The following is a 12,146-nucleotide window of genomic DNA, read 5'->3' on the forward strand; positions in this document are numbered from 1 at the left end:
GGGCGAGATCATTGCTATTATGCGAGGGCGCGAAATGTCAGCGTGGCGGGCATTGCTTGGGCTAAGCTCCAAACAAAAACGGCCCCGCAAGGACGGGGCCGCTTTACTTCGAGAAACAGCCCCTACTTGGCCTTTTCGTAGAGCTCGAGCACATAATCCCAGTTGATGAGATTGTCGACGAACGCTTCGAGGTACTTGGGACGGGCGTTACGATAGTCGATGTAATAGGAGTGCTCCCACACGTCGACACCGAGGATCGGCGTGCCGCCATGAACGAGCGGATTCTCGCCATTCGGCGTCTTCGTGATTTCGAGCTTGCCGTCCTTTACAGACAACCAGGCCCAGCCTGAACCGAACTGCGTGGTGCCGGCGTTGATGAAATCCGTGCGGAACTTGTCGTAGCCGCCAAGATCGGATTCCACGGCCTTTTCGAGCGCGCCCGGCAGTTTCTTGCCGCCGCCGCCCTTCTTGAGCCAGTGCCAGAAATGCAGATGGTTGTAATGCTGGCCGGCATTGTTGAAGAGGCCGGGATTCTTGCCGAAGGACTGCTTGACGATCTCTTCGAGCGAAAGATTTTCGAGACCAGCTTCGGCAGCCAGTTTGTTGCCGTTGTCAACGTAAGCCTTGTGGTGCTTGTCGTGATGGTATTCGAGCGTTTCACGCGACATAAAGGGCGCAAGCGCATCGTAATCATACGGCAGTGCGGGCAATTCGAAAGCCATGGAAGTCTCCTCTTCGATTAATTCTGTGACCGGATTGGCCGCCCGGCTGGGTACCGGTGCGTTGGTCGCCAATCCTGACAAAACCTGCCTTCGTTACATAGGTCCCAATTACTTCAGGAGCAATGCGAAACGGATCAATATTTCTGGCCATTGCCTTTCGGCGGGTTAAATTTTCGGCGTGGAATGCGCAAACTCCCAATAAAGCTCCCGCGCCTTCTTGGCGATCGGACCCGGTTGAAGGTCGCGATCCTCGATGCGGGTAACGGGAACGACCTTCGAATGGTTCCCCGTCGAGAAAATCTCGTCGGCGCTGAGGAAATCATGAACGCTCAACGTCGCCTGCGTCGTGCGGAAACCGTAATCGGCAAGCACGTCGATCGTACGGGCGCGCGTGATCCCGGAAAGGAACGTCCCGTTTGGCGCTGGCGTGAAGATGTGACCGTCCTTGACGAGGAAGATATTGGAGGTGCCGGTTTCCGCGACGTTGCCGAGCATGTCGAGGACGAGCGCGTTGTCGAAGCCACGGGATTTCGCTTCCGTGATCGCCCGTGCATTGTTGGGATAAAGGCACCCTGCCTTGGCGTTGGTCGGCATCGTCTCGAAGGTCGGGCGCCGGAATGGCGAGACAGTGACCGAGAAACCGCTCGGCGCAATCATCGGCGCCTCATAGAGGCACAGGCAAAACCGCGTCGATTCCGGATCCGCGGGTACGCCCATATAGCCGCCATGCTCGGCCCAATACATCGGCCGGATATAAACGGCGGTATTGCCGTCGAACTTCTTTAATCCATCATGGGTCAGCCCGATGATTTCATCGACGCTCATCGTCGGATTGAGCCCGAGCGCAACCGCTGAGGCATTCACGCGCGCCGCATGACGGTCGAGGTCGGGGGCAACGCCCTCGAACCAGCGCGCTCCATCGAAGACCGATGATCCCAGCCACATCACATGGCTGCGCGGGCCGATGAGTGGCACATTTCCTTCATACCAGTCGCCATCGACATAGGTCCATGTCAATGTCTGGGCTTGCGTACTGACGGCCATGATGCTGCTTCCATTCCCTGTGATCTGCTTTTCCTATCGAACGGCTAATTGCCTTCAAAATCAATGGCAGTTTCGGCTTCGAACGCCAAGTACCTATTGGCTCTTCATGTTCTTAGACGAAGGTCTAATTGCCAAAATGCGCGGACTCCAGGATTATAAAATCACAGTGTTCCTGCTCCTCGCCGATATCTCCCCTTTGGCGAGGAAATCTTTACAGACCCGCCAGGGTCTGTTTTTTTATGCCGACCCCGTTCGAACAATTCGACCAGTTAGAAGCAGACGTTACGATCTTTCACGAAGTGTTTATCCGCCGGTGAACGCGCTTTCAGTCGTTCCCGCGCCGTTTTGTTGCTCGGCGGCAACAGTGGCGCCACCGCCTTCATTACGCCCTATTGTAATCGGCTCGCGGCCATAATCATTGTGCGTCTAGAGCAACCACAAGCGTTTGTTCAAACCCATCCTTCCACGAATTTGGTTCAATCATGCAAAATACAATATCACGTCGCGGCTTTCTTGCGGCGTTGACTGCGACGGCCGCCGCCGGCCTCTCCGGTTGCGCTACAATCCGCGACGATCTTCCTGTCATCCAGGTGGACGATGCCGGCAATCCGCTCATGCAGCCGCAAATGGATGTGGATCCGGCATTTGCTTCCTACGCGGAAATGTACTCCGCCCGGGAAGACGGCGGACATTCCCTGCCGGCCATACCGATCGCCAAGATGGACAAGCGCTATCTGCGCCAGATCGTCCCCGATCCGACCGGTGAGCGCCCCGGAACGCTTGTTGTCGACACCAACGACAAGTTCCTCTATCTCGTACGCGAAGACGGCCAGGCTGTTCGCTACGGCGTCGGCATCGGCAAGCAGGGCTTTTCATGGTCCGGCCGCGCGGTGGTCCAGTGGAAGCGCCATTGGCCGACCTGGACGCCACCGGACGAAATGATCGCCCGCCAGCCGGACCTCGTAAAGTACAGCGCCCGGAATGGCGGCATGGAGCCCGGTCTCAAGAACCCGCTCGGCGCACGCGCGCTTTACCTATTCCAGAACGGTGTCGATACGCTTTATCGAATACACGGCTCGCCGGAATGGTGGTCGATCGGCAAGGCGGTCTCGTCCGGCTGCGTCCGACTCATCAATCAGGATGTGATCGATCTGTACGATCGCGTTCCGAACAAGACGCCGGTGCTGGTGATCTAGCGAACTGACGAAAAAAGGCCGGCAGCAACCCGCCGGCCTTTCGCAATGCTGATCAATACTACGATGACGGTGCCTATCGCCGGCTCAGGCTTCCGAGGATGCCGCGCACCAGGGCACGCCCGAGCGAGCTTCCCACCGAACGGACGACGGACTTCATCGCCGCCTCGGCTACCGTCTGCCGGCCTCGTGGCTGGCCACCGCGTGGACCGGGCTTGCTGCTGCCCCCGAGGATATCCGGAAGCGTCCAGCCGCTGGTGCTGTCCGCTTCCTCGACCTGTTTGGCGGCGTCGGCTTCGGTCTTGGCCTGTTCGGCCTTCTTCTGCAGGAGTTCGTAGGCGGATTCGCGATCGACCATCTCGTCATACTGACCGGCAACGGGGCTGGCATTGATCAGGCGCTGGCGTTCGTCGCTGGTCAGCGGTCCGATGCGGCCGGATGGCGGCCGGATCAGCGTGCGCTGAACCATGGACGGCACGCCCTTCTCAGCAAGCGTCGAAACCAGCGCCTCGCCGGTGGCGAGGTTGGTGATTGCCGCGAATGTATTGAAGTCGGGGTTCGGCCGGAACGTATCGGCAGCCGTTTTCACCGCATTCTGTTCACGCGGCGTATAGGCGCGCAGTGCATGCTGCAGCCTGTTGCCAAGCTGTGAAAGCACGGTTTCCGGCACATCCAGCGGATTTTGCGAAATGAAGTAGACGCCGACACCCTTCGAACGAATGAGGCGAACGACCTGCTCGACACGGGTAAGCAGCGCCTTCGGCGCTTCGTTGAAAAGCAGATGCGCCTCATCGAAAAAGAACACCAGACGCGGCTTTTCCGGATCGCCCACTTCGGGCAATTCCTCGAAAAGCTCCGACAGGAGCCAGAGCAGGAATGTCGAATAGAGGCGCGGATTGTTCATCAGCTTGTCAGCGGCAAGAACGCTGACAACGCCGCGCCCATCGGTGCCGGTGCGCATGATATCGGAGATCTTCAGGGCCGGTTCGCCAAAGAACTTGGTGCCGCCCTGCTGCTCGAGGACGAGCAACGAGCGCTGGATCGCTCCCACGGACGGCTTGGTGACGTTGCCATATTTGGTAGAAAGCTCTTCGGCCCGCTCGGCGACGTTGACCAGCAAGGCCTGCAGGTCCTTCATGTCAAGGAGCAGCAATCCGTCCTCGTCTGCAATCTTGAAGGCGATGTTCAGCACCCCCTCCTGAGCGTCGGTCAGGTTCATCAGGCGTGAGAGCAGCAAGGGGCCCATTTCCGAGATGGTGGCGCGAATGGGATGTCCCTGCTCGCCGAATATATCCCAGAATATAACCGGCGATGCGCTGAGCTCATAGGGATCGAGCTTCACATCGGCGGCGCGCTTGACGAGAAAATCCTTCGCCTCGCCTTTGGCTGCGATGCCGGAAAGATCGCCTTTGATGTCGGCGCAGAACACCGGGACGCCCGCCTGGGAGAAACCCTCTGCCAGCACCTGCAGTGTCACCGTTTTGCCGGTCCCTGTCGCGCCGGTGATGAGGCCGTGCCGGTTGCCGAATTTCAGCAGCAGCGATTCTGCCTGCTGGTAGCTGTCGTCGGGTTTGCGGCTTGCACCAAGAAAAATGCTGTCAGCGGCCATGTCGTTCGATCCTCGCAGGAAGTCACTCATTACACGGTATAGACAGCCAATCTGGATGCGACAATGGTTGCTTGGGAATAATGGCGAGGGCAAGCCAGCTTGAGCGTATGTGACGGGACCCGTTCACGCAGATTTGCGTGATTTTTATTGCCTGCGTCGCAAGGCCCAGCGGTAATTTTCCGCCCTTCTACGATAATTTGCCGAGGTGCGTTTTAGAGGTGTCATCCAAGCTGAAATAGACTTGTGCGGCGCGGATTTCGCGCATATTACGTAAACGTAATTCATAACGAGACGGGAGATTAGCCTCATGGAAGAACTCATCGCGCGGATTTCCGCCAATGTCGGAACCGATCCGGCAACCGCCACCAAGGCCGTCGGCCTGATCCTCGCTTTCCTGCAGAAAGAAGGTCCCGCGGACAAGGTCGGCGAACTCATTTCAGGCTTTCCCGGTGCCGAAGCCGCCATTGCTGAGGCGCAGTCAGGCGGCGGCCTACTTTCCGGCCTGATGCCGGGCGTTATGGGCCTCGGCTCGAAGCTCATGGGGCTCGGGCTCGGCATGGGCGAAATCAGCGGCATTTCCAAGGAAACCATCGCTTTTGCCCGCGAAAAGGCCGGCAGCGGCCCGGTTGACGAAGTGGTCAATTCGATACCCGGCCTCAGCCAGTTCGTCTGATTTTATGCCATTTTTATAAAAGCGCGCGCCGCCTGGCGCGCGCTTTACCTTTTTCAGGTGCGATTGATCGAAACACCACCATCCACGAGCATGGCCGATCCTGTCGTGAAGCTTGCTTCATCCGAGGCGAGGTAAAGCACCGACTGGGCAATCTCGTCCGGGGTCGCAATCCGCTTCAGCGCGTGCATTCCCTCGACGAATGCGCGCTTCTCGGGAGTATCGGTCCAGGCATCCGCCAAGCGCGTCGCAGTACCGCCCGGCAGGATCGCATTTACTCTTATGCCGCTCAGCCCGAGTTCGGCCGCAAGCGTTTTCATGAGGCCTATGATTCCCGCCTTGCTCGCCGCATAGGCAGCAGCGCCCGGCATTCCCGCCGTGTAGCCGACGAAAGTGGACGTGAATATCAGCGAACCACCACCGCGACGCTGCAAAGCCGGTATTTGATGTTTTGCGCCCAGAAAAGCGCCCGTCAGATTGACGTCGAGTGCGTTGCGCCAGCCTTCGAGCGATATTGCGGCGCTGGGTCCCATCTCACCGTTTATTCCGGCATTGTTGAAGGCGATGTCGAGCCCCCCGAAACGGCTCTCCGCCAATGCCACCGACGCAGCAGCAAATTCTTCGTCCGTGACATCTCCCGCAAGTGCGGCCGCCCTGCCCCCGTTGCTTTCGATGGCATCGACAAGATCGTCGAGTTCATCTTGACGCCGTGCCGTCACGACCACGTTTGCACCCTCGTTCGCAAATAGCAGCGCCGTTGCACGGCCTATCCCGGAACTTGCGCCGACGATGAGCGCCGTCTTGCCTTTGAGTCTGTCCATTTTTGCTGCCTTTCAGGTTTCGATCCTGATGCAGAAATTTCACAACCGCGCAGCGCCAGCCACCCGAAACCTGCGCGTTGTCCAACACTTAGCAAACGTGGCAAAAAAGCCCGCTTTCTCAATATGTTGGCCAAACCGCACTTTGCTTTGTTGCGAAGCAGCATGAGTCCTCCTAAAGTCGCCGACAAAAATGCGCCGACCGGGAGTAAGCATGGACTCGTCACTGATCAAGGAAACGGAGTTTGCGGCAATTGACCGGGATATTTGGGTCAAGCTTGCGCAAAAGGCCCTGAAAGGCGCCGATTTCGACGAATCCCTGACATCCAGGACCGACGATAACATCAAGATCGAGCCGCTTTACGAGTGCCGGCGCAAGGCGCAGCTCACGCCGCGCAAGAACCCTGCGCAGCCGTGGCGTATCGTCCAGCGCATCGACGATCCGGATCCGGCGCGCGCCAACAAACAGTTGCTTGAGGATCTTGAGAACGGCGCTACCGGCATCGCACTCGTCTTCGAAGGCGCGCCAAACGCCTTCGGCTACGGCCTTCCCTCGACCCGCGAGGCTGTCGACGAAGTGCTCTACGGCGTTCATCTCGACATGATCCACCTGCGCATGGATGTGCACCCGCGCAGCCGCGCCTGTGCCGACTGGTTCGTCGACTATATGCGCCCGCGCGACGTCAACCCCAAGACGCTGAGCTTTTCGCTCGGCATCGATCCGGCGGCGACGCTTGCCGGTACGGGCCGGCTTCGCATGACGCTTGCAGCCTTGAAAGCATCGCTGCCGCAGTCCCTCTCGGGTTTCTTTTCGCCCGACCTGCCCGGCATCGTTCTCGAAGCCGATGGCCGCGTCTATCACAATGCCGGCGCTACCGAGGCGCAGGAACTCGGCGCCATGCTGTCGATCGCCGCCGGGCATTTCCGGCTATTCGAAGAAGCACGCCAGCCCATCGTCTATGCGGCGCCGCATCTCGGCTTTGCGCTTTCGCTCGATCAGGACCAGTTTCTGTCTATCGCCAAGATCAGGGCGTTGCGCCGGCTGTGGGCGCGGCTCCAGCAAGTCTGCGGCAGCGTTCGCCCTGCTCCCGCTGTGATCCATGCCGAAACTTCCATGCGCATGATGACGAAGCGCGACCCGGAAACCAACATCCTGCGCACGACGATTGCCGCTTTCGCCGGCGCTGTCGGCGGCGCCGACTCGATCGCAATCCTGCCGCATACGATCACCCATGGCCTGCCTGATCCGTTTGCCCGCCGCCTCGCCCGTAACACGCAGCTTATTCTCGCCGACGAAAGCAATCTCGCCTTCGTCGCCGATCCCGGGTGCGGGTCCGGGGCTGTCGAGGGGCTCACCGAAGCGCTGTGCAAGGCGGCATGGAAGGAGTTCCAGGCGCTTGAGCGCGACGGCGGTATTCTGCAAAGCCTCGTCGACGGCAAATTCCAGGCGCGCATCGTTGAGGCCCGCAACCGGCGCGCCGCCGAATATGCGACGGGTAAACGGGAAATCGTCGGCACCACCATCTTTCCGCCGAAAAAGGAAAGGCCGGTACAGGTAATCGACGCACCGCACATGCCGCTGCCGACCGACGGTGTTGTACATTGCGAACCGCTGAGCTTTCCGCGCATAGACGAAACCTTCCAGGCCGCCGAGTAAAATGAGAATTCCGGATTTCACCACCATCGATTGGCAAGAGCCGAAACCGCTGCCATCCAGGCTCGACAGGTCAAGTTGGAAGACGCCTGAAGGGATCAAGGTCAAGCGCAGCTATGGCGACGCAGCCGTTAAAAATCTTCCGCATCTCGACAGCTATCCCGGCGCCGCGCCCTTTATTCGCGGGCCCTACCCGACCATGTATGTGCAGCAGCCCTGGACGATTCGCCAATATGCGGGCTTCTCGACCGCCGAAGAATCCAATGCATTCTACCGGAGCAATCTTGGTGCTGGCCAGAAGGGCTTGTCCGTTGCGTTCGACCTTGCAACGCATCGCGGCTATGACAGCGACCATCCGCGTGTTGCCAGCGATGTCGGCATGGCCGGCGTCGCCATCGACTCCATTCTCGATATGCAGCAATTGTTCGACGGCATCCCGCTCGGCGAGATGACGGTTTCGATGACCATGAATGGCGCCGTCTTGCCGATCCTTGCGCTCTATATCGTTGCGGCCGAGGAGCAGGGGGTCGCGCAGAAGCAGCTGGCGGGAACCATTCAGAACGACATTCTGAAGGAGTTCATGGTTCGCAACACCTATATTTATCCGCCGCAACCATCGATGCGGATCGTCTCCGACATCTTCTCCTACACGTCGGAGAACATGCCGAAGTTCAACTCGATCTCGATCTCCGGCTATCATATGCAGGAGGCCGGTGCGACCGCCGATCTCGAACTTGCCTATACGATTGCCGATGGCATCGAATATGCCCGCGCCGGTGTTGCGGCTGGCCAGGACATCGACAGTTTTGCGCCCCGCCTCTCCTTCTTCTGGGCGATCGGCATGAACTTCTTCATGGAAGTCGCCAAGCTGCGCGCGGCACGCCTGCTCTGGGCAGCGCTGATGAAGAAGAACTTCAATCCGAAGGACGAGCGCTCCCTGTCGCTGCGCACCCATTCCCAGACGTCTGGGTGGTCGCTGACCGCGCAGGATCCGCACAATAACATCATGCGCACGATGATCGAGGCGATGGCGTCAACGCAGGGGCACACCCAGTCGTTGCACACCAACTCCTTCGATGAAGCACTGGCCTTGCCGACCGATCACTCGGCCCGTATTGCACGCAATACGCAGCTGATCCTGCAAAAAGAATCCGGCACGACGCGGATCATCGATCCCTGGGGTGGATCGGCCTATGTCGAGCGCCTGACGCACGATCTTGCGGCGCGGGCTCTGGCGCATATCGAGGAAATCGAAGCGCTCGGCGGCATGGCGAAGGCAATCGAAAAAGGCATTCCCAAAATGCGCATCGAGGCTGCGGCGGCGCGCACGCAGGCCCGGATCGACAGCGGCCAGCAGCCCGTCGTCGGTGTCAATTCCTATCGCCCGACGCAGGACGTCGAAGTGGACGTCCTCAAGGTCGATAATGCGGAGGTCCGCGCTCGCCAGCTTGCCAAGCTCCAGCAACTCAAGGGCACGCGCGACGTTGCTGCGGTCGACGCCGCACTTTCCGCGCTGACAAGCGCGGCGAAGGCTGGAACCGGCAATCTCCTTGATTTTGCCATCAAGGCTGCGCGCGCCCGCGCGACGGTGGGCGAGATATCCCTAGCACTCGAAAAGGCTTACGGCCGTCACGTGGCGGAGATTCACACGATCTCCGGCGTCTATCGCAAGGAGATCGGCAAGAGCGATGCGGTCGACCGGGTGCAGGCGAAGGCAGCCGCCTTCGAGAAGCGCACCGGAGAGAAGCCGCGCATTCTCGTTGCCAAGATGGGTCAGGACGGCCATGACCGCGGCCAGAAGGTCATCGCAACTGCATTCGGCGATCTCGGCTTCGAGGTCATCGTTGGCGCCATGTTCCAGACACCTGAGGAGGTTGCCGATCTAGCCGTTGAAAGCAACGTGCGCATCGTCGGCGTATCATCGCTTGCGGCAGGCCACCTTACCCTGGTGCCGGAACTCAAGGCAGCTTTGAAACGTCACGGCCGCAATGACATCCTGATCATCGTCGGCGGTGTCATCCCGCCGCAGGATTTCAACGCGGTTCTCGAGGCCGGCGCGACCGCGATCTTTCCGCCCGGCACCGTCATTGGCGAGGCCGCCGAAAAGTTGATCGATAAATTGCTGGATTCATTGTGACATGATCTTTGTTTATACGCTCGAAGACGATTACCTGATGGCGAGCGCCGCACTTGCGGGCGCTGAGCTGCCGGCAAACACCGTTTGGGTTGACCTCCTCAACCCGACGCACGAGGAAGATCATCACGTCGAAAGCTGGATGAAGGCGTCGATCCCGACCCGTGACGACATGCATGAGATCGAGGAATCGAGCCGCTTCTACGCCGAGAACGGTGCGCAATATCTGACAGCTCCGGTCCTTTACTCCACAGGCGAAAACAGCCATGGCATCGGCCCGATTTCCTTCATCCTGACGGGTCAGCGCCTGGTTACGGTTCGCTATACCGAGCCAAAATCGTTCAACCTCTACATCAGCCGCGCAACGAAGCCCGGCAACGGCCTGATCAACGAAAAATGCACGGGCGTCAGCATCCTTCTCGGTCTTATCGAAGCGGTGACCGATCGCCTCGCCGACATCCTCGAAGACGTTGCCGGCCGAATTGATCTGAACTCGCACGCAATCTTCCGGCGCTCCGAAACCGATAAGCCGATGACCACCAAGAATTTCAGGGACAGCCTCAACCAGATCGGCATAACGGGTGCGTTCCTTTCGAAAGTACGTGAAAGCATCACGGGCGTCAGCCGCCTTCTCGTCTATATGACTGCCTTCACCAACCAGGAGCCGTACAAGAAGGATACGCGCGGCTGGATCAAGTCCCTGGAGCGCGACACGCAATCGCTGAGCACCTATGTTGACTTCCTTTCAAACAAGGTGACGTTCCTGCTCGACACCGTGGTCGGCCTGATCTCGATCGAACAAAACGCCATCATCAAGATTTTCTCGGTCGCGGCCGTTGCCTTCATGCCTCCCACCCTTGTCGCCTCGATCTACGGGATGAACTTCCATCTGATGCCGGAACTCGACTATCGCTGGGGCTATCCAATGGCCCTTTGCATTATGATTGCTTCGGCGGTGGTTCCGCTGCTGATCTTCCGCAAGAAGGGCTGGCTGTAGCGCACCCTACGAAGGTCTACTTGAAGATTGGCGATTTTCCGTGTTATAATTTTTGTTATAACATTGGAGCTGAGCCATGAATGTCACGTTAAGAAAGATCGGCAATTCCGAAGGCGTGATCCTGCCAAAGGACGTTCTCGATCGCCACAACCTCAAGGCAGGCGATCAGTTGGTTCTGACTGAAGACGCCGATGGCCTTACTCTTCGGGCTTTGCACGATGATCCCGAAGCGTTTGAGAAAAAAATGCAGATCGCACGCGAGCGTATGAAGAAGTACGAGACCGCCTATCGCGCTCTCGCCAAATGATCGAGTTCCATTCTCGCGAATTCGTGGAGTCGCTTCACGCGGAGCAACTGCGCCTGCATGGCGGCGCTCCGGGTGTGCGCGACGTCGGAATGCTTGAATCAGCTCTAAATCGGCCGCTGCAGAAGGAAGCTTACGGCGACCCCGATCTTTGCGAGCTTGCCGCGGCCTATCTCTATGGCATCGTCAAAAATCATCCGTTCATCGACGGCAACAAACGCACCGGATTCGCGGCAGCCGATCTTTTTCTTGTTTTCAATGGGTTCAGCATCGAAGCACCGGCTGAGGACATCATCCAACTGGTTTTAAGTGTCGCCGCCGGCGAAATCGACGAAACCGGCGCGGCGATGTTTTTCCGCGACCACATTGAAGCGATCTAAAATTCAATGATTTGAGTCGGCTGGCTTAGTTGTCTTCAGTTGTGATTCAACTTCAAGGCGAGACGGCTATTTTCGTGATTTCCCATTCGTGACCGTTCAACTCGAACGTATCGCCGACTGACTTTCCGAACATCACCTTCGCCATCGGCGCCACGTGCGAGATCTTGCCGTGGCTGGCGTCGACCTCATCCTCACCGACAATCTGCCAGGTCTGGGTCTTTCCCGCATCATCGGCGATGGTTACGCTCATGCCGAAACGCACAACATCACTCTTCGGATCGGGATGCGAGACTTCGGCCGTTTCGCGGCGCGCCGTCCAATAGCGCAGGTCGCGCGACGCCCGGGCGATCAACTCGCGATCCGCCTCCGCGTTGCCCTTGGCCAATTCCTCGTGCAGCGCGGCGATCTCGGCATCGATCATGGCGAGCCCGCGTTCGGTTACGAGATTGCGATGCGGACTGATCGGACGTTCGCCAAAATCAATCGAGGCATTGCTGTCGTCCTGTTTGGTAAAAGCACTGCTCATTACTCCAAAGTAGGGATTGCCCGCCCCAACAGCAAGTGCAATCCTTTGATGTATCCAGACCCTCGTTCTATTCTGCCTGCAACGCCAAGGAACAA

12 protein-coding genes are annotated in these 12,146 nt (G+C 58.7%); 7 read left to right on the plus strand and 5 right to left on the minus strand.

Annotation, left to right across the window (positions count from 1 at the left end):
* Window positions 1-122 precede the first annotated feature (122 nt).
* Window positions 123-722, minus strand: coding sequence for a superoxide dismutase (locus tag BM074_RS01610; protein WP_027229990.1), 600 nt, complete (start codon window positions 720-722; stop codon window positions 123-125).
* Between the two features lie 165 nt (window positions 723-887).
* The gene (locus tag BM074_RS01615; protein ID WP_153667904.1) at window positions 888-1,766 is read right to left on the minus strand and encodes a branched-chain amino acid aminotransferase; all 879 of its coding nucleotides are present in this window, start codon (window positions 1,764-1,766) and stop codon (window positions 888-890) included.
* Between the two features lie 482 nt (window positions 1,767-2,248).
* Between BM074_RS01615 and BM074_RS01620 the strand changes: the two genes are divergently transcribed.
* Entirely contained in the window at window positions 2,249-2,962 is a 714-nt protein-coding gene (locus tag BM074_RS01620; RefSeq protein WP_027229992.1) for a L,D-transpeptidase, read from the plus strand.
* A gap of 73 nt (window positions 2,963-3,035) precedes the next feature.
* Here BM074_RS01620 and BM074_RS01625 read toward each other — a convergent pair whose 3' ends face one another.
* Window positions 3,036-4,568 (minus strand): helicase HerA-like C-terminal domain-containing protein, encoded by a 1,533-nt coding sequence (locus BM074_RS01625; protein WP_091919323.1) that lies wholly within the window; start codon window positions 4,566-4,568, stop codon window positions 3,036-3,038.
* Between the two features lie 307 nt (window positions 4,569-4,875).
* Here BM074_RS01625 and BM074_RS01630 point away from each other — a divergent pair, with 307 nt between their 5' ends.
* A complete protein-coding gene (locus BM074_RS01630; protein ID WP_091919325.1) occupies window positions 4,876-5,241 on the plus strand; it encodes a hypothetical protein in 366 nt (121 codons plus the stop codon).
* Window positions 5,242-5,294: 53 nt separating this feature from the next.
* Here BM074_RS01630 and BM074_RS01635 read toward each other — a convergent pair whose 3' ends face one another.
* Window positions 5,295-6,059, minus strand: a complete 765-nt coding sequence (locus tag BM074_RS01635) for an SDR family oxidoreductase (RefSeq protein WP_091919327.1) — start codon at window positions 6,057-6,059, stop codon at window positions 5,295-5,297.
* 211 nt (window positions 6,060-6,270) lie between these two features.
* On the opposite strand from BM074_RS01635, the gene BM074_RS01640 reads away from it, so the two are divergent.
* The 5 genes from BM074_RS01640 to BM074_RS01660 all read left to right on the plus strand — a co-directional run bounded on the left by BM074_RS01640 (window position 6,271) and on the right by BM074_RS01660 (window position 11,525).
* Window positions 6,271-7,713: a methylmalonyl-CoA mutase subunit beta gene (locus BM074_RS01640; RefSeq protein ID WP_091919329.1), complete on the plus strand. Its 1,443-nt coding sequence runs from the start codon at window positions 6,271-6,273 to the stop codon at window positions 7,711-7,713.
* Window position 7,714: 1 nt separating this feature from the next.
* Window positions 7,715-9,847: a methylmalonyl-CoA mutase gene (gene scpA / locus BM074_RS01645; protein ID WP_091919331.1), complete on the plus strand. Its 2,133-nt coding sequence runs from the start codon at window positions 7,715-7,717 to the stop codon at window positions 9,845-9,847.
* A 1-nt stretch (window position 9,848) separates the two neighbouring features.
* Entirely contained in the window at window positions 9,849-10,841 is a 993-nt protein-coding gene (locus tag BM074_RS01650; protein ID WP_091919333.1) for a magnesium transporter CorA family protein, read from the plus strand.
* A 76-nt stretch (window positions 10,842-10,917) separates the two neighbouring features.
* Window positions 10,918-11,148 (plus strand): AbrB/MazE/SpoVT family DNA-binding domain-containing protein, encoded by a 231-nt coding sequence (locus tag BM074_RS01655; RefSeq protein ID WP_027229999.1) that lies wholly within the window; start codon window positions 10,918-10,920, stop codon window positions 11,146-11,148.
* Entirely contained in the window at window positions 11,145-11,525 is a 381-nt protein-coding gene (locus BM074_RS01660) for a type II toxin-antitoxin system death-on-curing family toxin (RefSeq protein ID WP_091919335.1), read from the plus strand. Before BM074_RS01655 ends, BM074_RS01660 begins: the two co-directional genes overlap by 4 nt.
* A 52-nt stretch (window positions 11,526-11,577) precedes the next feature.
* Here BM074_RS01660 and BM074_RS01665 read toward each other — a convergent pair whose 3' ends face one another.
* Window positions 11,578-12,051: a GreA/GreB family elongation factor gene (locus BM074_RS01665; RefSeq protein ID WP_027230001.1), complete on the minus strand. Its 474-nt coding sequence runs from the start codon at window positions 12,049-12,051 to the stop codon at window positions 11,578-11,580.
* Window positions 12,052-12,146 lie beyond the last annotated feature (95 nt).

The organism is Phyllobacterium sp. CL33Tsu (genome assembly GCF_900113985.1).
Lineage (GTDB): Bacteria > Pseudomonadota > Alphaproteobacteria > Rhizobiales > Rhizobiaceae > Phyllobacterium > Phyllobacterium pellucidum.

Bases quoted from the DNA above. Each gene is read 5' to 3' on its own strand.
- BM074_RS01610 (WP_027229990.1), bottom strand. From the start codon at position 722: ATGGCTTTCGAATTGCCCGCACTGCCGTATGATTACGATGCGCTTGCG.
- BM074_RS01615 (WP_153667904.1), bottom strand. From the start codon at position 1,766: ATGGCCGTCAGTACGCAAGCCCAGACATTGACATGGACCTATGTCGAT.
- BM074_RS01620 (WP_027229992.1), top strand. From the start codon at position 2,249: ATGCAAAATACAATATCACGTCGCGGCTTTCTTGCGGCGTTGACTGCG.
- BM074_RS01625 (WP_091919323.1), bottom strand. From the start codon at position 4,568: ATGGCCGCTGACAGCATTTTTCTTGGTGCAAGCCGCAAACCCGACGAC.
- BM074_RS01630 (WP_091919325.1), top strand. From the start codon at position 4,876: ATGGAAGAACTCATCGCGCGGATTTCCGCCAATGTCGGAACCGATCCG.
- BM074_RS01635 (WP_091919327.1), bottom strand. From the start codon at position 6,059: ATGGACAGACTCAAAGGCAAGACGGCGCTCATCGTCGGCGCAAGTTCC.
- BM074_RS01640 (WP_091919329.1), top strand. From the start codon at position 6,271: ATGGACTCGTCACTGATCAAGGAAACGGAGTTTGCGGCAATTGACCGG.
- scpA (WP_091919331.1), top strand. From the start codon at position 7,715: ATGAGAATTCCGGATTTCACCACCATCGATTGGCAAGAGCCGAAACCG.
- BM074_RS01650 (WP_091919333.1), top strand. From the start codon at position 9,849: ATGATCTTTGTTTATACGCTCGAAGACGATTACCTGATGGCGAGCGCC.
- BM074_RS01655 (WP_027229999.1), top strand. From the start codon at position 10,918: ATGAATGTCACGTTAAGAAAGATCGGCAATTCCGAAGGCGTGATCCTG.
- BM074_RS01660 (WP_091919335.1), top strand. From the start codon at position 11,145: ATGATCGAGTTCCATTCTCGCGAATTCGTGGAGTCGCTTCACGCGGAG.
- BM074_RS01665 (WP_027230001.1), bottom strand. From the start codon at position 12,051: ATGAGCAGTGCTTTTACCAAACAGGACGACAGCAATGCCTCGATTGAT.